The 20063-nt window shown below is 50.6% G+C and carries 19 protein-coding genes; 14 read left to right on the top strand and 5 right to left on the bottom strand.

The features are described from left to right. Positions 1–107 precede the first annotated feature (107 nt). The 3 genes from ATL17_RS11010 to ATL17_RS11000 form a co-directional block, all read right to left on the bottom strand. On the bottom strand, positions 108–1091 hold the full coding sequence (locus ATL17_RS11010) for an ABC transporter ATP-binding protein (RefSeq protein WP_133572844.1): 984 nt from the start codon (positions 1089–1091) through the stop codon (positions 108–110). After that, positions 1088–2038, bottom strand: coding sequence for an ABC transporter ATP-binding protein (locus ATL17_RS11005; protein WP_246028688.1), 951 nt, complete (start codon positions 2036–2038; stop codon positions 1088–1090). The genes ATL17_RS11010 and ATL17_RS11005 overlap by 4 nt, the downstream gene beginning before the upstream one ends. A 395-nt stretch (positions 2039–2433) precedes the next feature. Then, entirely contained in the window at positions 2434–3036 is a 603-nt protein-coding gene (locus ATL17_RS11000) for a pyridoxamine 5'-phosphate oxidase family protein (protein ID WP_133572842.1), read from the bottom strand. Positions 3037–3117: 81 nt separating this feature from the next. On the opposite strand from ATL17_RS11000, the gene ATL17_RS10995 reads away from it, so the two are divergent. The 5 genes from ATL17_RS10995 to ATL17_RS10975 all read left to right on the top strand — a co-directional run bounded on the left by ATL17_RS10995 (position 3118) and on the right by ATL17_RS10975 (position 8040). Next, positions 3118–4155 carry an enoyl-CoA hydratase/isomerase family protein gene (locus tag ATL17_RS10995; protein WP_133572841.1) on the top strand — a complete coding sequence of 346 codons (1038 nt, stop codon included), beginning with the start codon at positions 3118–3120 and terminating at the stop codon, positions 4153–4155. Between the two features lie 132 nt (positions 4156–4287). Beyond that, complete coding sequence (locus tag ATL17_RS10990; protein WP_133572840.1) at positions 4288–4578, top strand: STAS domain-containing protein; 291 nt, start codon at positions 4288–4290, stop codon at positions 4576–4578. 7 nt (positions 4579–4585) lie between these two features. Further along, positions 4586–4945: a response regulator gene (locus ATL17_RS10985; RefSeq protein ID WP_133572839.1), complete on the top strand. Its 360-nt coding sequence runs from the start codon at positions 4586–4588 to the stop codon at positions 4943–4945. A gap of 29 nt (positions 4946–4974) precedes the next feature. Further along, positions 4975–7539 (top strand): chemotaxis protein CheA, encoded by a 2565-nt coding sequence (locus ATL17_RS10980; protein ID WP_133572838.1) that lies wholly within the window; start codon positions 4975–4977, stop codon positions 7537–7539. A gap of 21 nt (positions 7540–7560) precedes the next feature. Continuing rightward, the gene (locus ATL17_RS10975; RefSeq protein WP_133572837.1) at positions 7561–8040 is read left to right on the top strand and encodes a chemotaxis protein CheW; all 480 of its coding nucleotides are present in this window, start codon (positions 7561–7563) and stop codon (positions 8038–8040) included. Between the two features lie 91 nt (positions 8041–8131). Here the strand turns inward: ATL17_RS10975 and ATL17_RS10970 are convergent, their stop codons facing one another. Continuing rightward, positions 8132–8482: a hypothetical protein gene (locus ATL17_RS10970; RefSeq protein ID WP_133572836.1), complete on the bottom strand. Its 351-nt coding sequence runs from the start codon at positions 8480–8482 to the stop codon at positions 8132–8134. A 159-nt stretch (positions 8483–8641) separates the two neighbouring features. Between ATL17_RS10970 and ATL17_RS10965 the strand changes: the two genes are divergently transcribed. The 9 genes from ATL17_RS10965 to ATL17_RS10925 all read left to right on the top strand — a co-directional run bounded on the left by ATL17_RS10965 (position 8642) and on the right by ATL17_RS10925 (position 19133). Then, positions 8642–9223, top strand: coding sequence for a chemotaxis protein CheD (locus ATL17_RS10965; RefSeq protein WP_133572835.1), 582 nt, complete (start codon positions 8642–8644; stop codon positions 9221–9223). Positions 9224–9553: 330 nt separating this feature from the next. Further along, positions 9554–10405: a CheR family methyltransferase gene (locus ATL17_RS10960; protein WP_133572834.1), complete on the top strand. Its 852-nt coding sequence runs from the start codon at positions 9554–9556 to the stop codon at positions 10403–10405. Beyond that, a complete protein-coding gene (locus ATL17_RS10955; RefSeq protein ID WP_133572833.1) occupies positions 10402–11466 on the top strand; it encodes a protein-glutamate methylesterase/protein-glutamine glutaminase in 1065 nt (354 codons plus the stop codon). Before ATL17_RS10960 ends, ATL17_RS10955 begins: the two co-directional genes overlap by 4 nt. Before the next feature lie 87 nt (positions 11467–11553). Further along, positions 11554–11943 carry a response regulator gene (locus tag ATL17_RS10950; RefSeq protein ID WP_133572832.1) on the top strand — a complete coding sequence of 130 codons (390 nt, stop codon included), beginning with the start codon at positions 11554–11556 and terminating at the stop codon, positions 11941–11943. Positions 11944–12134: 191 nt separating this feature from the next. Further along, positions 12135–14672 carry a methyl-accepting chemotaxis protein gene (locus ATL17_RS16940; protein ID WP_166639004.1) on the top strand — a complete coding sequence of 846 codons (2538 nt, stop codon included), beginning with the start codon at positions 12135–12137 and terminating at the stop codon, positions 14670–14672. 184 nt (positions 14673–14856) lie between these two features. Then, a complete protein-coding gene (locus ATL17_RS10940) occupies positions 14857–15237 on the top strand; it encodes a YbaN family protein (RefSeq protein ID WP_246028687.1) in 381 nt (126 codons plus the stop codon). A gap of 91 nt (positions 15238–15328) precedes the next feature. Continuing rightward, positions 15329–17500: a malate synthase G gene (locus ATL17_RS10935; RefSeq protein ID WP_133572831.1), complete on the top strand. Its 2172-nt coding sequence runs from the start codon at positions 15329–15331 to the stop codon at positions 17498–17500. Further along, positions 17501–18286, top strand: a complete 786-nt coding sequence (locus ATL17_RS10930; RefSeq protein WP_133572830.1) for an IclR family transcriptional regulator — start codon at positions 17501–17503, stop codon at positions 18284–18286. It abuts the gene before it with no gap. 154 nt (positions 18287–18440) lie between these two features. Then, a complete protein-coding gene (locus ATL17_RS10925; RefSeq protein WP_246028686.1) occupies positions 18441–19133 on the top strand; it encodes a L,D-transpeptidase in 693 nt (230 codons plus the stop codon). Positions 19134–19177: 44 nt separating this feature from the next. On the opposite strand, the gene ppk2 is transcribed toward ATL17_RS10925, so the two are convergent. Continuing rightward, positions 19178–20026, bottom strand: a complete 849-nt coding sequence (gene ppk2 / locus ATL17_RS10920; RefSeq protein WP_133572828.1) for a polyphosphate kinase 2 — start codon at positions 20024–20026, stop codon at positions 19178–19180. Positions 20027–20063: the final 37 nt, after the last annotated feature.

Here is a 20063-nt window from a genome sequence, read left to right as displayed (position 1 = left end):
GAGCTCGCTCCCTCTTTCTTGTTATTTTGAGGGCGACGAACGCCCAGCCCGAAAGCTGGGGATTTCCCCGACCGGGCTAAACCCGGCCAGAAATGGTTTCTGGCGAATTATTCCGCCAGATGGCAGGCCACAAATTGGCCCGTTTTAAGCTCGCGCAATTCCGGTTCCTCTGTGCGACATTTATCAATCGCAATCGGGCAGCGCGTGCAAAAATTACAGCCTTTGGGTGGGTTGGCTGGGCTGGGCACATCGCCCTTCAGCACAATATGTTCCCGCTTGGCTTCAATATCTGGATCAGGCACCGGAACAGCCGACAAAAGCGCCTGCGTGTAAGGGTGTTTTGGGGTTTTGTAGAGATCGCGCTTTTCCGCCAACTCAACAATTTTGCCCAAATACATCACAGCCACTCGGTCAGCGATATGGCGCACCATGCTCAAATCGTGAGAGATGAACAAATAGGTTAGCCCCATCCGTTCCTGAATATCTTGAAGTAGGTTCACAACCTGCGCCTGAATTGAAACGTCAAGCGCCGCAATTGGCTCGTCACAAACAATAAAGTCTGGATCAAGCGCCAAGGCCCGGGCAATGCCGATACGTTGCCGCTGACCGCCAGAAAATTCGTGCGGATAGCGGTTCACATAATCCCGGTTCATGCCCACCGCATCCAAAAGGGTTTTCACCTTTTCGCGTTTTTCGGCAGTGGACATGTTGGTGTGCTCGTCCAAGGGCTCCGCAATAATGGACCCAACGGTCATGCGCGGGTTCAAACAGGCTTGCGGGTCTTGGAAAATCATTTGCATGCGCGGGCGCATATCGCGCAGCGCGTGCGGGTCAAGGCTGGCAATATCCACGCCTTCAAAATCCAATTGCCCTTCGGTCAGTTCATAAAGGCGCAGCATGGCACGGCCCGCTGTGGATTTGCCACAGCCACTTTCGCCCACAAGGCCAAGGGTTTCCCCTTTGCGAATTTCAAAGGTCAAGCCGTCAACCGCCTTCACGGAGCCAACTTGCTTTCTGAAAATCCCTTTATGGATAGGGAAGTGCACCTTCACATTGTCGGCTTTCACCAACACTTGATCATGTTTGGTCATCGTGGCTCTCCCTTTTCCACGTCCCACCAGCAGGCCACTTGGTGACCATCGCCCATTTCCATCAGAAGCGGGTTCTCTTTCTGGCACCGCTCAAAGGCAAATTCACACCGAGGTGCAAATGGGCAGGCGGTTGGATATTCGTAAAGTGATGGGGGCAGACCGGAAATAGATTTCAACCGGTCTTCGCCTTCATCATCTTCAGTGGGCAGGGTTGCCAACAAGGCGCGTGTGTAAGGGTGCAATGGACGCTTATAAAGGTCTTTCACCTTGGCGTGTTCCACCACAAAACCGGCATACATCACCATGATGCGGTCAGAAATGCCGGCGGCAACGCCCAAATCGTGGGTGATCCATACAATCGCCATGCCAAGCTTTTGCCGCAGCTTTTTCACCAACTCGATAATTTGCGCCTGAATGGTCACATCCAGCGCAGTTGTCGGCTCATCCGCAATCAAAATTTTGGGGTCACACGCCAGAGCAATGGCAATCATCACCCTTTGGCGCATGCCACCTGAAAACTGGTGAGGATAATCATTTAGTCGGTCCGCCGCGCCGGGAATCCCAACCAGTTCTAAAAGCTCAATGGCGCGCTTGCGCGCCTCTTTTTTGGAAAGTCCCAAATGCTCTTGCAATGGCTCCATAATCTGGAAGCCAACATTGAACACGGGGTTCAACGAAGTCATTGGATCTTGGAAAATAAACCCAATATCGCCACCGCGGATTTGCCGCAGTTCTTCAGGGTCTAACTCTAGGAGATTTTTACCATCAAATTCCACCGTACCAGCAACAATTTCTGCTGGTGGTATCGGCAACAATTTCAACAGCGACATCATGGTCACACTCTTACCAGAGCCGCTCTCCCCCACTACGCTTAATAACTCACCTTCCTCAAGATAAAAGCTGATGCCGTTTACCGCGTGCACCGTGCCGTCTTGAGTATGGAACACAGTTCTTAAGTCAGTAACATCTAATACCGGCTTAATCGCTCTTCCCCCCAGATTTTTTTATTTTGGATTGAGCGTAGCGTACTTTCGGCGATTTTCAAGAATAAATTTATGATGATGAATTGGTTTGATCAATTTTCTACATGCTTGATCAAGAATAGATAAATTGGTCCAGCCAATTATCTGCCGGATTCCAAGACTTTTTTCATGAACACTTGTATTCATCGTGCGAATAGGGCGATGATTTTCACCCTGTGAAAAAAGTTCTCGACTATACGAATTTTAGGTCAGTTATACTTACCTTGAGGGTGAATTTCTTCTTTTAGGAAGAAAACTCTTTTTAAATTTAGCGGCGTTCCTGAACGCGCTACATGAAGATAGTTACATAAATTGAGTGCTTACCACATGCTTGTTTTTGCGCGTTCTGGCCATTCTTTGTCGTAACTGTCGCCGTCAAAAGCGCCTTCGGTAATTTCTTTCATCATCTGGCCAGGGGTGGGCAGTTCTGGTGCCGTGTGGGCATTCCAAAGCTCTGCTCGCATAATGGCACGCGCGCACTGAAAATAGGCCTTTTCAATGTGGAGGCGGATCACGCTGCGCGGGGCTTTGCCTTCCATCTCAAAGCTGGTGCAAAGTGCTTCATCAATGTCGATTTCGGCGCGTCCATTTACCCGCAACACATTGCCATTGCCCGGCACCATAAACATAAAACTACAGCGCGGATCGCGCACAATATTGCGCAAACTATCGATGCGGTTATTCCCCCGCCGATCTGGCATCAACAGCGTGCGTGGTGTTTCAATCCGCACAAATCCGGCCTTGTCGCCACGCGGGCTGGCATCGGTGCCCTCGGGGCCAATAGTTGAGAGAATAACAAAAGGCGAGTGGGTGACAAATGCCTGATAGCCAGCGCTTAAAAAGTCGATTTCTTTCACCAAAGATGCGTCAGATACGCCGCTATAAATTGTTTCAAGTTCTTTTTTGCTGCGCACAATCGACATATTTTGACATCCTCAATAAGCTGCTTGCATAACAAGCATCATGTTAGGCGCAACATCAAAGCTAAAAAAGGTAAAAACCATATGTCAGATCAAAAAGTTCTTTTTGCGCAACGCGGTAAGCTGGGTGAGATTAAACTAAACCGCCCCAAAGCGCTCAATTCTCTTGATCTGGATATGATTGATGCAATCACCGCCCAATTGACCCAATGGGAAGAAGATCAATCTGTCTCCCTCATCCTATTGTCAGGCGAAGGTGAGAAAGGGTTTTGTGCTGGTGGCGATGTAAAGGCAGTGCGGTCCGCATTGCTCGCCGACGGGGTCGACGGCGCAACCGCCTTCTTCGACCGTGAATATGCCCTTTATCAGCGCATTGCCAAATCGAACATTCCAATTGTGTCCATGCAGCATGGCATTGTGATGGGCGGCGGCATCGGCCTTTCCGGCCACGCGCAATTGCGCCTCGTGCGCGAGGGGGCGCGCTTCGCCATGCCGGAAAAGTCGATCGGCTTTTTCACTGATGTGGCAGTCAATCATTTGGTCAAGGCTGCGCCGTTCCATCAACGGGTCGCCTTTTTGCTGACGGGGGACTTAGTCGGTCCTGCCGATGCCATGGCGCTCAATCTGTCAGACATTTTGATCGCCGAAAAAGATTGGGACAAAATCCCTGAGCTTTTAGCCCCCTGTGCTGACGAGACAGACCCACTTGCCTCGGCGAAGACGATGCTTTCGGCCCTCGCGCAAAATCCTGCAGAAGCCCCCTTTGTCGCATGGGCGGATCAGCACAAAACCCTGTTTGAGCAAGCCGATCTGCAAGCAATCATTGATGGTTTAGGTCAAGCGGATGACGAAAAGGCGCAAAAGCTACATGCTGCCCTTGTCGCGGGCAGTCCCACATCGCTTGTTTCATCATTTCTGCTCGTTCAGCGCGCTGCCTCGATCAACGAAGTAGGCGAGCAGTTTGCGCTGGAAAGCGAGTTGGCGCGCTACATTGTGGGCCAGCCGGATTTTGCAGAAGGTGTGCGGGCGGTATTGGTCGATAAAGACAATGCGCCAAACTGGCAGCCCGCTAGCATTGCAAAGGTCTCGCGCGAAAATTTGGCGTTTTTACTGCCCCATTAACCACGCTCATCACCAGTATTCATAGAGATTCGCAAAAATAATTTTGCCTAATCGTCATATGGTTAGGAAATCTTAAATAGTTAGCGGCGAAACTGGCGTGGATTGAATCGTGTGTATGGGGGAGAGGCTAGAATGGCCGACGCTCAATTAAAGACAATTGAAATGCCTGCCGTGGCTGATACCGGCGTTGTCGACAATATGCGCGAAGAGATGCTGGATGCGCTTAACGCTGGCAGTCTAGAGATTGAACTTTCGAATGTAGAACGCGTGTCCACAAGCGCATTATTTATGCTGCTAAGTGCTGGCGAGGCGGCCAGACAGCATAATTATGAATTGCGGCTCTCCGCGCCTAGCGAACATTTCTCAAGTGCAGTCTCAACGCTCGGGCTACAAGGCGCATTTGAACCATATATGAAAGGATAGTCGGTTTATGCGTGTACTCACGGTTGATGATTCCCGCACCATCCTCGCCATGCTTCAGCACACGCTTGCTGGCGCCGGGTATGAGGTTTTGCAAGCCGAAAATGGCCAGGAAGGCCTAGACGTGTTGCAAAAAGAAGCCGTTGATGTGGTGATCACAGATATCAATATGCCTGTCATGGACGGCATTGAATTCATCAAGAATGTGCGGGCCTCTGGCAAATTTCAGAGCCTACCAATCCTTATTCTGACAACGGAAACGAGCCAAGATAAGCGCGATCAGGGTCGCGCCGCTGGCGGTACAGGTTGGATTGTAAAGCCATTTGATCCCGATAAGTTGCTGAGCGTAATTAAAAAGGTCAGCCACTAAGTAGTAATAGTAATGGGGCTGGTTAGGCCATGAGTGAATTAGACGAGTTTAAAGCGACGTATTTTGATGAATGTTCTGAGCTCTTGATTGAGCTGGAAGAACAATTTATCGCAATTGAGGAAGGCGATCAGGATACTGAGCGCCTAAACGCTGTTTTTCGGGCCATTCACTCCATCAAGGGCGGCGCTGGCGCATTCGGGTTCCAAAGCCTTGTTGGTTTTGCCCATTCGTTCGAAACTTTGCTTGATTATGTGCGCGATGGCCGGGTGGAACTCACTGAAGATGTGACCACCTTGTGCATTCGTTCTGTCGATTTGGTGGCAGACTTTGTAACCGCTGCACAAGAAGGTCGCGAGTTGGGCGCAGATTATGGCGCCGACGAAAAACGCCAGTTTGATGCTTTGTGCAATCCAGACGCAGCTGACGATGCAGGGGCAGAAGAAGAACCCGAAGATTTTGATATCGATTTTACCCCCGTCATGGTCAGTGTTGGGGATGAACCTGCTGAAGAGAGCGATCAATTCGAAGAATCTCCATTGGATGCTGATTTGAATGCAGCTTTGATGGACGATGTTGATGACAGCGATGAAGAAGCGCTGGCCGAAGAAATCGCCAATGCCGATGTGGTGTTTGAAGGTGATCATCAGCAAGTCGAAATGGCTGAGCAAGATGAAGAAGACGACATTGTAGATATGGCCTATGGCGATTGCTGGCGCGTGGTGTTCACCCCGCTGCCTGCGCTTTATGAGCGTGCAAATGATCCGCTATTGCTGTTCCGTGAAATGTCGATCATTGGCGACACAGTGGTGCACGCCGATCTGCGGCCAATCCCGCCATTGCAAGATTTTGAACCGTTCCAGCCTTATTGTGCATGGACGATCTATCTTAAAGGCGACGACGTTACAGAAGAGCGCATTCGCGAAGTATTTGAATTTGTGGAAGGCGACTGTGAAATCGAAATCACACCGCCAGGCGGCATTTCTGAACAACAAGCAGCCCACTTGGTTGGCGATATCAGCGCCAGCGCCAAAGTGGTCGTAAAGCCAGAAGAAATGACCCCAGCTGTTGATGAACCCGTTGAGGGTGGCGACATCAGCTTTGCTGCATTGGCTGGCGAATTGGGCGTTTCCGGTTTGGGCGATGCGGCTGATGAGCCAGAAGCTCCTGCCACCACGGAAGCTAGTGCCCCTGAGATTGAAGCTCCAGTGGAAGCGCCGGCCGAACAACCATCAGCGCCAGAAGCAAGCGCAGAAGTGGTGAGCGAAGAGGAAGAGGCAGCTGCCGATGCATCTCTGACCGCACTTTTGGATGCGGAGAAAGAAAAAGCACCAGCCCCAGCGCCAACCCCTGCTACAGCCCCGGCACCTGCCGCCGCTGCTACGCCAAAGCCTGCCGCACCGAAAGCGCCTGAAAAAGCGCCAGTCCAATCCATTCGCGTGGATTTGGATAAGGTGGACCGCGTTGTGAATATGGTCGGCGAATTGGTGATCACTCAGTCCATGCTCACCCAGCAGATGGACGAAACGCTTCGCGAGAAATATCAAGAATTGGTGCGCGGCATTGAAGTGCTGGCGCAAACCACCCGTGGCTTGCAGGATAGCGTTATGGCCATCCGCGCGCAGCCAGTGAAATCTGTATTCTCGCGTATGCCGCGTCTTGTGCGTGAACTTGCCTCAAAAACCGGCAAGAAGATCAAGCTTGAGATGGTGGGCGAGCAAACTGAGATCGACAAAACTGTTATTGAACAATTGTCTGATCCACTCACGCACATGATCCGCAACTCTGCGGACCACGGCGTTGAATCTGTAGAAAAACGCGCTGCCTTGGGCAAGCCGGAGCAGGGCACCATTCGCCTTTCTGCGGAACAAGCAGGTGGCAATATTTTAATCATCGTTGAAGATGATGGTGCGGGCATCAACCGTGAACGTGTTTTGGCGATCGCCAAAGAACGTGGCGTGGTGCCTCCAGATCAAACACCTTCTGATGAGCAGATCGACAATTTGATTTTTGCACCTGGCTTCTCAACCGCAACTGAAGTGTCTGACATTTCAGGCCGTGGCGTGGGCATGGATGTGGTGCTCTCCAACATTAAAAAGATTGGCGGCTCGGTTCATGTGCGGTCAAATCCGGGTCGCGGCACCCGCATGACCTTGCGTTTGCCGTTAACTTTGGCGGTGTTGGATGTGATGTTGGTCAGCGTTGCAGGGTGCCCATATGTGGTGCCGCTCTCTTCAATCGTTGAAACAATCCAAGCGGGTAAAGCAGACTTCGGCAAAACGCCAAGCGGCGCGCGCTTGCTCTCTATCCGCGGCGAGTATGTGCAAGTTGCTGATTTGGCAACAAGATTCTCAATGCACACCACAGCAGCCGAACAAGATCGCTTTGTGGTTCTGTGTGAAGCCGACGGTTCTAGTAAGATTGCGTTAGTAGTAGATGAAATTATTGGACAGCAGCAAGTAGTTATTAAGAGTTTAGAGGAAAACTATGAACGTATTGATGGCATTGCTGGTGGTACAATCCTTGGTGATGGCCAAGTTGCGTTGATTGTCGATGTTCAGGGTCTCAAAGGCTCTAATCATCGCAACGCCGCCTAACGGCACAAATGGAGACTGAATATGGAAGCAATTGAAGTCAGCGAAAACGGCCATGAGCCTGGTGGTGCGAACTCAATTCAACTGATCGCCTTTTCAATTGGCGAGCAGGTATATGGTGTGGAAATCACCACCGTGCGCGAAATCCGGGCATGGAACGGGGCAACACCTTTGCCAAACACACGCGAATATGTACGCGGCGTAATCAATTTGCGCGGAACAATCGTACCGATCTTTGATTTGCGCGCCCGCTTTGGTGAAGGCAAAACAGAAGCCACCAAAAACCATGTGGTGGTTGTGTTGGCCGTCGGCGACAAATGGATCGGCATTCTGGTTGATGCTGTGTCTGATATTTTGACCATCCAGCGTGATGACATCCACAATGTGCCGGAAGGCGAAAACATGGATGCAGAATTGCTGAACGGTATCATCACACATGATAACCGCATGGTGGGTCTGATCGATTTGGATACTGTTGTGGGCAGCACTGGCGAAGAAGCCTAAGTTCCCAACCCAACAGTTCTGATAGTTGAATAAGAAAAAGCCCGGCAAATTTGCCGGGCTTTTTCTTTATTTGGTTTTTTGAGTTGTTTGCTTAGAACAACTCAATGTCATCATTATTGCGCTGGGCGACGCCAGAAAGGTTCGGCTTGCGCAACTCGTCCAAAGTTAGGCCAGCCCAAACATCCTCTGCTTCCACCCGGTCAGCAATTTCAACCATTTCAGCCATGCGCCGCGCGGCACCTGCCATATTATCGCAACGCTGCTGAATGCGGTCTTGCATTTGCAAGCCAACAATAATTTTCCGAATGGCCTCTTCGCGTGCAATTTTGCAACCCATGGCCTCATCCATCAAAACGGCTAAGCCGTCGTTCACCCGGTCCACCATTTCCGCTGTTTGGCGGGCTGTTTCTTCCAATTCAATGGCCAGTTTTGCCAAGGACATACGCTATCCCCCGATTAAATAGAAGTTCAGCCTAACCCGCATTTCCTAACCAACGCTTTCAATAACAATCAAAAAAACTTGCAAGTTTTGGTTTTGGTTAGCAGTTCACTAACAATTTCAAGTGTAGATTTGGGAAAACGACTATTTCAGGTGAGTGTAGTGAACCCAAGCGCAAGATCGCCAAGAGATATACCCGCAGGCTCAACCCAACAGGTGCATCAGGGTGACTGCCATGTCACTAAAGACGCGAATGTCGCGTTCTCAACAGTGTTGGGCTCATGTGTTGCCGCGTGTATCCGCGATAAGGTGACCGGTGTGGGCGGCATGAACCACTTTTTGTTGGGCGTTCAGTCCGATAGTTCTCGCGACAGATATGGCGAAAGCGCTCGTTATGGTGCCTACGCGATGGAAGAGCTAATCAACAAAGTGCTCACTCAAGGTTGTGGTCGTCGTGACCAGCTTGAAATTAAAGTATTTGGTGGCGGCAACATCAACCAGAAGATGGACGATGTCGGCGCGAAAAACGCAGCCTTTGTGCGCGGCTTTTTGGCGGCAGAGGGATATAAAGCTGCTGCGGAAGATTTGGGCGGCACCTATGCGCGTCGCGTTGTGTTCCAGCCAGTGGCGGGCAAAGTGTTTGTGAAACACCTCGATAGCTCGATCAACGATTCACTGATCAAGGAAGAAATTTCCAAGGCCAACAAGCCAGCAGTGGAACACGACGATATCGAATTGTTCTAAAATCGACGGCCTTCAAACGGGCCAGAAACTGGAAATATGGGGCGCGTGTTCAACGCGCCTTTTTTCTTGTAATCGTCTCAGTCAAAACCAGTTATTAACCAATATTATTTACCTTTGAATAAGGAATAATGAGGGCAAAAACTGGTAATTCCCCGTCATTTTCTTAACCGTTCATGGTCGCAATTGCTGGTGTGTAAGCATTTACTAAATTTAAGGGTGTGATCCGCCATAATCATTGTGAAAACGTTTGCCAGCAACGGCAGACCACCAGTGAACGGGCTGTTTTGCTTCATTAGAAGCGAAATCAGGGGAAACGAGGCTGAGACCAGTATGGATAATGGTGAGATCTCTTTGTCAGATCGCGAATTTGAAGCGGTAAGAAATAAAGTTTATAAGCTTGCGGGCATTTCAATGAGCGATGCGAAACGCACGCTTGTTGTGTCACGTCTGTCCAAGATCGTGCGAAAACTCAATCTCAGTACCTTTTCAGATTATATTGATTTTCTTGATCGCAATGCATCGCCCGATGACATTCAAGAGTTCATCAATGCACTCACCACCAATTTGACCCGGTTCTATCGTGAAGATCATCACTTTGATCATTTGGTGGAACATGTTGGCCAATTGCTGGAAGACCCGAAAATCAAAGCCAGCAAGCGTTTGCGGTTTTGGTCAGCAGGTTGCTCAACCGGGCAGGAACCATACACCATTGCCATGGCGCTTTATAATGCCTATCCGCAGTTGAAAAGCTGGGATATGCGCATTTTGGCGACAGACATTGATACCGACGTGGTGCGCCGCGCCCAAACAGGCATCTATAAAGAAAATGACTTGGCAGGCCTTAGCCCAGAGCGATCGAAATTTTTCGAACCGCTAGGCAATGGCGATGTGCAAATTCCAGATTTCATTCGCAGAGCTATTGCGTTCAAGCCGTTGAATTTGATGCATGATTGGCCGATGAAAGGCCCATTCGATGCCATCTTCTGCCGCAATGTCGCGATCTATTTCAACAAGCCTACGCAAGAGCGCATGTTCACCCGCATGGGCGAACTGTTGGCGCCTCATGGCTATCTCTATATCGGCCATTCAGAAAATTTGAATTCCGTATCTGAGAAATTCAAGCTTGTCGGCAAAACCATTTATAAACCGAAATCCGAACCGGCTTCTCGGAGCGCAGCATGATCAAAGTACTAATCGTTGACGATTCCGCCCTTATTCGCAGTGTGTTGCAAACATTGCTGAGCGAGGATCCTAACATCCATGTGGTAGGCACCGCATGTGATCCCATGGATGCGCGGGGCAAAATCAAAACACTTAATCCAGATGTGGTGACGCTGGATATCGAAATGCCCAATATGAACGGGCTGGCCTTCTTAGAAAAAATCATGCGCTTGCGTCCAACGCCTGTGGTGATGATTTCAACACTCACCCAAAAAGGCGCGCAAGAAACCTTGCTGGCGCTTGAATTGGGTGCCGTCGATTTTGTGGCCAAGCCGGGGCATGATCTTGAAGGTGGTTTGGAACAATTTGGTCGCGAAGTGCGCGAAAAAGTTATTGCTGCCTCTCACTCTGACGTGCGGGGCCAGGCTATGGCGCGCCAACCTGCTGCGGGCAAACCAGTTGCGCGGGCACAGGTGCCTGCAAAAGTCAATTCTTCCCGCAAAGCCTTGATCGCCATTGGTGCGTCAACCGGCGGCGTGGAAGCCATCAAAACCTTGTTGTCCGGCTTGCCGAAAGATTGTCCGCCAGTGGTGATTGCCCAGCATATGCCGCCTGGATTTACCGAGCGCTTTGCCGCCCGCTTGAACGAGGTGAGCGGCCTCACCGTTGTGGAAGCGAAAGACCGTGAAATTGTAAAGCCAGGCCATGCCTATATTGCGCCAGGTGGTTCTCACTTGCGGGTTGAATATAGTTCGGGCCAGTTGAAATGCCGCATCGGCGCGGATGAAGTGGTGTCTGGTCACCGCCCATCTGTGGATGTGTTGTTCAGTTCAGTGGCGCAACAAGTTGGTGCTTATGCGGTGGGTGCCATTTTGACCGGCATGGGTAAAGATGGGGCCAATGGCCTTTTGGAAATGCGTAAAGCAGGTGCCTATACCATTGGTCAATCACAAGCTTCTGCTTTGATTTATGGCATGCCTGGCGCAGCCAAAAACATTGGTGCCGTTGAAGAAGAAGCGAAAATTGAAGCCATTGCGTCTAAGCTCATTCATGCGCTGGAAGCGAAACGTGACGCTGCGTAAGCGTGAATTGAGAACTTAGTAACGGTTTGGCGTTTATGATACGATTTGAATTAAAGTTAACTAAGAATATGTCAGAGGCCCAAGCGTATGCCTAAAGCCAGTTCTTTGACCGTTTTGATTGTTGATGATCAGCAATCCATGCGCGGGATCTGTAAATTCATCCTGAACCAACTTGGCTTCAAAAATGTAATTGAGGCAAAGTCTGGTCGCGATGCGCTCACCAAGTTGGAGTCGGCCAATGTCGATCTGATTATTTCAGATTGGAACATGGACGATGTAGATGGGCTGACCTTGCTGAAAGTTATTCGCAAGCATCCCCGCACCAACAAAATGCCCTTTATTATGGCCACAGGTCGTGGCGACAAAGAGCAGGTGAAAGAAGCCATTGCTTGTGGTGTAAATAACTATGTCATCAAGCCTTTTGATGCGGGCACCATGAAAAAGAAGATTGAAGCAGTTATTGGCGCATTGACTTAGAGTGCACCGATCCTTCTTTGCAAGTATTAGCGGCTCCTTTGCTTGCCAAAGGGGCCGTTTTTTTAAGACAAGTTTAGCTTTTCCATCTTAAATTGTTTTCTGAATGATTGCGAATTTTGCTCAAATTATCGCAGATTTGGGGGAGATTCTACTTAACGTAGAAAAGGTCGAGCATGTTCAAGAAACTCAAAATGCCATCCATTACAATCGCAAAGAAATTGCCGATTGTTGTCGTGTCGGCGGCGCTTTTGGTGGGCGCCGGTGTTGGTTTTGTGAGCTACCAAGTCTCGCAAAGCACGGTCAATTCACTCACTCAGCAGCGTTTGTCGACCATTGCGTCCATTCGTGCTGAAACATTGACTGATCTTCTTGCGAAAATGTCCAATGATTTGGTGAAGTCCGCAAGTGATCCGAACGTGGTGAGCAACGCCACTGAACTGCGCAAAACTTGGGAACAAGCATCGAAAGGCGTCAGCGGCGCTGATGCTTCTAACCCAACCACCTATTTGCAAGAAGGGTTTATTGATAACAACCCGCATGGCGAGGATGAGCGCCATTTGGCAAATACCGCAAAGCAATTCACCAACTATGATTTTGCGCACTCACGCATTCACCCTGAATTGTCTACGCAAGCTGTAAATGCAGGCTATAAAGACATTTTGATGCTCTCACCTGATGGTGTGGTGGTCTATACAGTCTTTAAAAAGCGCGATTTCGCGACCCAGATTGAATCCGGCACTGCGCTTGACGAGATTTTGAAAAAGGCTGAGGCCGCAGAAGCTGGTGAAGTTGTGTTCACCGACTTTGCGCCATATGTGCATTACGGCAATACACCAGCCAGCTTTATGGGCACCAAAATCGTTGACGATAAGGGCGCATATGTTGGCGTGCTTGTGTTTGGCGTGCCATACCAGTCCATCGCACAATTTGTCAGCCTGAAAAAAGGCTTGGGCGAAACGGGCGAAACATTGCTGATCGGTGCCGACAAGCTGTTGCGTGTTGACTCGTCTCACACTGAAGAAAATGATGCGTTTGTGACCAGCTTGGACACAACTGCCATCGACAAAGCGTTGGAAGGCGAGTCAGCCCAATCGATCACTGTGGATGCACATGGCGATCGGGTGCATGTGGAAGCGGTTCCTGTTGAATTTGCTGGCGTAAAGTGGGCCATGGTGGCCAGCCAGGAAATGTCAGAACTGTTCCAGCCTGTTGTGGAAATGCGCAACATGATGTTGATCGTGGGGGCCATTATGTTGGCCATCGCGGTTGCCGGCGGCCTGTTCTTCACCCGCACAGTGACGGTGCCAATATCACGCCTCACCAAAACCATGCGTGCCTTGGCCGATGGTGACTTGGATGTGGAAGTGCGTGGCACACAGGGCAAAGACGAATTGGGCGAAATGGCCCGTGCCGTTGAAGTGTTCCGTGAAAATGGCATCAAAGTTGAGCAGATGACAGAAGCCGAGAAAGAAGCGTCAGCTTCTCGCGCTGCTGAACGTCAAAACATGATGCGCGAACTGCAAAGTGCATTTGGTGATGTGGTCGATGCGGCTGTAGATGGGGATTTCTCTCGCCGCGTGCAGGCTGAATTCCCAGATCAGGAATTGAACACTTTGGCTGAAGGCGTAAACCGCTTGGTTGAAACCGTAGATCGCGGCATCACAGAGACCGGCAAAGTGCTTTCTGCATTGGCAGATGCCAACCTGACAGTGCGCATGGAAGGCGAATATAAAGGTGCCTTCGATCAGTTGAAAACAGACACAAATCGCGTGAACTCTAAATTGAGTGATGTGATTGGTCAGTTGCGCTCAACATCGCGTGCATTGAAAGTGGCCACCAGCGAAATTTTGGCTGGCGCGAATGATCTGTCCAGCCGCACCAATGAGCAGGCAGCAACCATCAACCAAACGTCTATGACTATGAATGAATTGTCGAAGACTGTTTTGGAAAACGCCAAAGAAGCTTCTGACGCAAGCGCCAATGCTGAGCAAGTGCGCGTCACTGCAGAGCAGGGCGGCGAAGTGATGCGTCAAGCCAATGAGGCGATGGAGCGGATCACCTCTTCATCTAACCAGATCTCGAACATCATTGGTATGATCGATGACATCGCGTTCCAAACCAACTTGCTGGCCTTGAACGCTTCTGTTGAAGCGGCACGCGCTGGTGAAGCAGGTAAAGGCTTTGCGGTTGTGGCGGTTGAAGTGCGCCGCTTGGCGCAATCTGCTGCCAATGCTTCGGCAGACGTGAAAAAGCTGATCGAGCAATCAGTTTCTGAAGTTGAAGATGGTTCAAAGCTGGTGAAAGAGGCTGCCTCAAACCTTGAAACCATGTTGGAAGCAGCACGCTCCAACAATGCGATCATGGTGTCGATTGCAGATAAAAGTAAGGCGCAAGCCACCTCAATTGAGCAAATCACCACCTCTGTATCGCAAATGGACGATATGACGCAGCGCAATGCCGCACTGGTTGAGGAGACCAATGCAGCCATCGAACAAACAGAAGCGCAAGCCTCTGAACTGGACGCGATTGTGGATGTGTTCGTAACCGACAGCAATGCCGAAGCAGCAAAACCAGCTGCTTCCGCGCCAGCAACTCAAGCCACAGGCATTAAAGGCCTGCAGCAAAAAGTTGTTTCTGCTGCAAAGTCTTACCTGACACGCGGCAACGCTGCGGTGAAGCAGGAAGAGGTGATGGACACCCAAGAAGATGATGATTGGAAAGAGTTTTAAACCCCAATTTCATCATTGGAAATAATTGAGGCCCGGTTCGCTTGAACCGGGCCTTTTTTGTCCACGGGCATTAGGGGGGGATGTGGACAAGGATGTCTCAGGCAGGTGACATCTAAATATGAGTATGAAAATCATATTTATTTTCCCCTGTCAACTCGACATGATGCGAAAAAAAGGTGATTCCGTGTCTGATAGTCGATTTTGGCGAATGATATGGTCCGCTGTGGCGTGGACCAGTTTGGGGCTTGGGTTGATCGGTGTCTTCCTGCCCATCTTGCCCACCACTCCCTTTCTCATCCTGGCCGCCTTCGGCTTTGCCCGTTCAAATGAGCGCATTCACAAATGGCTGATTGAGCACCCACAATTTGGGCCGCCCATTGCCGATTGGGAAAAATATGGTGCCATTTCCACCCGCGCTAAAATCACCGCGGTTGCCACAATGGCATTCGTTTTTATGATTTCGGTACTGATCGGCTTGAGTTGGAAATTGCTGCTTATACAAGGCTTGTGCCTTGGCGGCGCGGCCCTGTTTATTTTAACGCGAAAAGCACCGCCTTACGAATAATTCCACAATATGGAATTGATTTCCATTTTTATTGACCTTGATCTATCCCGGCGTTATTCTCGCTGAAAACAATTTGGCGAGGAATAGTGATATGCGCGCACCTGATTATATTGAAATCGGCCAGCTTAAAGTGGCCAAGCCATTGGCCAATTTGGTGGAAAAAGAAATTCTGCCGGGCTTGGATATAAAGGCCGATCAGGTGTGGGGCGCGTTTGAGAAAATCTTGGCTGATCTGGCACCGCGCAACAAAGCGCTTTTGGCCAAGCGTCGGAAATTGCAGCAACAAATTGATGATTACCATTTGGCCCGTAAAGGCGAAGAATGGGACGCTGCGGACTATAAAAAGTTCCTCACAGACATTGGCTATCTCGTGCCCGAGGCAGCAGATTTCACCATCGGCACAGAAAATGTAGACGGCGAAATTGCCAAAGTCGCTGGCCCACAATTGGTGGTGCCGGTCATGAATGCCCGTTTCGCCCTTAACGCGGCCAACGCCCGCTGGGGTTCATTATATGATGGGCTTTACGGCACGGACGCAATATCCACTGAAGGTGAGTTGGCTCCCGGCCGCAACTATAATGAAAAACGCGGTGCCGAAGTTATCGCGTGGGCCGCTGCCTTTTTGGATCAAGCCATTCCGCTCGCCAAAGGCAAGCATGGCGATGCAAGCGGCTATAAGCTTGTCGATGGCCAGTTTGTAGCGCTGTTTGATGGCGATGAAGTCGCGCTGAAATCACCAGAACAGTTTGTGGGCACTCGCGAAACCCGGGCAGGCGAGGGCTATTTGTTCCGCCACAATGGCTTGCATCTGGAAGTCGTGATCAACAAATCCGACCCTATTGGCCAGCAAAGCAAAGCTGGGGTGAAAGACGTTGTGGTTGAAGCCGCGCTCACCACCATTCAGGATTGTGAAGATTCTGTCGCCGCCGTTGATGCAGACGACAAAGCCGAAGTCTATCGTAATTGGCTTGGATTGATGAAAGGCGATCTGCAATCCAGCTTCACCAAAAATGGCAAAGAAATGGTCCGTTCCCTCAGTGGTGACCTGACCTTCACCGCGCCAGATGGCGAGGAATTCTCATTGTCGGGTCGCTCGCTCATGTTGGTGCGTAATGTTGGGCATTTAATGACCAATAATGCCGTGCTTTACGCCAATGATGAAGAAGTGCCTGAAGGCATGTTGGACGCCATGATTACGGTTCTGTGCGCCTTGCACGACCTCAATAAAGAGGATGGGCCGCGCAATTCGCGTGCGGGCTCCATCTATATTGTGAAGCCGAAAATGCACGGCCCGGAAGAAGCAGCATTGACTGACGAGCTGTTTGATCGGGTTGAAGATGCCTATGGTCTCGCGCGTCACACCATTAAAGTGGGCGTGATGGATGAAGAGCGCCGCACCACAGTCAATCTCAAAGAGTGTATCCGCGCCGTCAAAGACCGAGTGGTCTTCATCAACACTGGTTTCTTGGATCGCACGGGCGACGAAATCCACACCTCTATGCAAGCAGGTCCAGTGCTGCCCAAAGGCGACATCAAAGGTGCCACTTGGTTGAGCGCCTATGAGAATTGGAATGTGGATACGGGCTTGGAAACAGGTTTTTCCAAAAAGGCGCAGATCGGTAAAGGCATGTGGGCTATGCCCGACGAAATGGCCAAAATGCTCACCGCCAAAACCGATCATTTGAAAGCCGGGGCCAATTGCGCATGGGTGCCATCGCCAACTGCTGCCGTGCTGCACGCCACCCATTATCATCAAATCGATGTGTTTGATGTGCAGGCCCAATTGAAGGAACGTCAAAAGGCATCACTTGATGACATTTTGACCCCACCCATGTTGGGTGGCCGCAACCTCTCGGCAGATGAGGTGCAAAGCGAATTGGAAAACAACGCCCAAGGCATTTTGGGCTATGTGGTGCGCTGGATTGATCAGGGCGTAGGCTGTTCCAAAGTGCCTGACATTCATGATGTAGGCTTGATGGAAGACCGTGCAACCTTGCGCATCTCCGCCCAACACATTGCCAACTGGTTGCTGCATGGCTTGGTGGATAAAGATCAGGTGATGGCGGCCATGAAAAAGATGGCCAAAATCGTTGATGCCCAAAATGCGGATGACGCGGCATACTCGCCAATGGCCGACAATTTTGACAGCTCCGTCGCCTTTACCGCTGCGTGCGAATTGGTGTTTGAAGGCATCAATCAGCCTTCAGGCTACACTGAGCCAATTCTGCATCGCCGCCGCTTGGAAGCAAAGGCCAAGGCTTAAATGTCAGACACGAAACAACCCAAAAGTGCGGTCCAATCGCTGGATCGCGCTTTTGCGCTTTTGAACATTGTTGCTGCTGCGCCTGAGGGCATCACATTGGGTGCCTTGGCACAGCACGCTGGTTTGGCTCCATCGACCACTCACCGCCTTTTAGGTGCGTTGGAAGGCCATGGCATGGTCGAATTTGATGCCCAGGCGAGCGCTTGGCAAATTGGCTTGGGCGCTTTTCGAATCGGCGCTGGATTTCTCCAACGTCGTGACTTTATCGCTGCCGCCCGTGCGCCTATGCGCCGCTTGATGCAGGAGGCAGGGGAAACAGTAAATCTTGCCATTCTCAATCAGCATCGCGTGGTGTTCATCGCTCAAATCGAATGTGAAGAGGTGATGCGCATGGCGGTGAAAATCGGCAGTGTTGGTCCGCTGCACGCCAGCGCGGTGGGCAAGGCGATTCTCGCGCACATGCCGCAAGAGCATATTGATCAGGCTGTGTCGCAACTCAGTTTTCCGCTTTTGACAGAGAAAACCCTCACCAAACCGACATCCTATTTAAAAGAGCTTGAAAAGGTGCGTCAGTCTGGGTTTGCGCTGGATGATGAGGAGCAATCATTGGGGCTGCGTTGCATCGCTGCGCCCGTGTTCAATGAATTTGCTGAGCCGATTTGTGCCTTGTCAATTTCTGGCCCAACTGTGCGCGTAACCCCGGGGCGCACGGCTGACTTGGCCGCACTTGTGCAGCATGCCGCCAACCGCGTGACGGAAAAATTAGGCGGAAAAATTCCAAAATAAAGGGAACTTCACAAAAAAGTGCGCGTTATACCGTGTGAAAATATAAGGAGTGTGGCATAGATGCTCTATAATTTAACTCAGTTTTATTATAGGTTGCCGGAAATTCTTCACCGTCACGCTGTGGCGGCTTTTTTTGTGGATGAGAGAGAATAAAGTGAAACTATCACGTCGACAGTTTTCGATGCTATTGTCTGGCGCAGCAATGTCCGCTGTGTTGACAGGCTGTGGCGCACAGAGCGCCAAAATGGCCGAAGGGCCGAAAGTCAATACGCCAGATCCGGACCTGTTGCGGTTCGCGTCTTTCACAGACAATGGCTACACCATTCCAGCGATCCCAGCGAATCGCTTGGACCGCAATTTGTGGCGCCAAGTGGTGGATGATCCGTTTGGTGAAGTGCCCGGCACCATCATTGTCGACACCCCAAACCGTTTCCTTTATCTCACCATGGATAATGGTAAAGCCATGCGTTACGGCATTGGCGTGGGCAAAGCTGGCTTCACATGGTCTGGCCGTGCGAAAGTGCAGTTCAAGCGCCCATGGCCAACTTGGACACCGCCAAGCGAAATGATCGAACGTCAGCCAGAGTTGGAAAAATGGCGTCAAGGCCAGCCTCCGGGGTTGGACAACCCATTGGGTGCCCGCGCGCTTTACATTTTCCAAAATGGTCGTGACACACTTTACCGTATTCACGGCTCACCTGAATGGTGGACAATCGGCACAGCTGCCTCATCCGGCTGTATCCGCATGACCAACCATGACATCGTTGATTTTTATGAGCGTGTGCCTTCCGGCTCACCAATCGTGGTTATTCCAGATAACCGCATTCAGATCGATACAATGGCCTAAGGGTCAAAAAGTAAGGCGCGGTTCTCCGCGCCTTTTTTGTTTGCCTATTCGTCTTTCTGGCAATGGGTCAAAAATGTCTCGGCAGATTGCACAATATGCTTGTCCATCTCGCCAATCGCCTCCATGTCACGCCCGGCATAATCAATAGCGGAAACAACGCTTTGAATGGCCCCAATGCGCGCGCGGCGCTTGTCATTTGCGCGGATCACGGTCCAAGGTGCAAATTCAAAGTCAGACCGTTTGAGCATCTCATCCCGCGCAGCGGAATAGTCATCCCATTTGCCCAGCGCCCGCAAATCAACCGGGCTTAACTTCCAATGTTTCAGCGGGCTATGGCGGCGTTCGTGGAACCGTTTGATCTGCATTTCTTGGCCGATATTCAGCCAGAATTTGAAAAAGTGTATTCCCTCTTTCACAATCATATGTTCCACATCAGGCAGCTTTTGATAAAAGCTCTCGGTCTGCTCTGGGGTGCAAAAGCCCATCACAGGTTCCACCACCGCGCGGTTATACCAAGAGCGGTCAAAAAGCACTTGCTCGCCCGCTGTTGGAAAATGCGCCACATAGCGCTGAAAATACCATTGGCCCTGTTCAGTTTCGGTGGGTTTAGAAAGCGCCACCACCCGATTGTGTCGTGGATTTAGATAATGGGTATAACGGCGAATGGTGCCGCCTTTGCCCGCCGCATCGCGCCCTTCAAAAATAAGGATTACGCGCTCGCCACTTTGCTGCAAATGGCTCTGCAATTTGGTCAGCTCAATTTGCAGCGCTTCTAAATGCGCCTCGTATTTTTTCTTTTTCAGCTTGTTGTCATATGGATAATTGCCCGATTGAAAAGCCTGCTCTTCAATGCTGTCCGGCAGTTTCGGATCGTCTAAATCAAAATGAGCCAATTTGCGCTTTTTCCCTTTTCAGTCTATTGGGAGGGCC

The organism is Maritalea mobilis, from assembly GCF_004363175.1.
GTDB classification, from domain to species: domain Bacteria; phylum Pseudomonadota; class Alphaproteobacteria; order Rhizobiales; family Devosiaceae; genus Maritalea; species Maritalea mobilis.
This window is presented reverse-complemented; position numbering and strand designations above follow the sequence as displayed.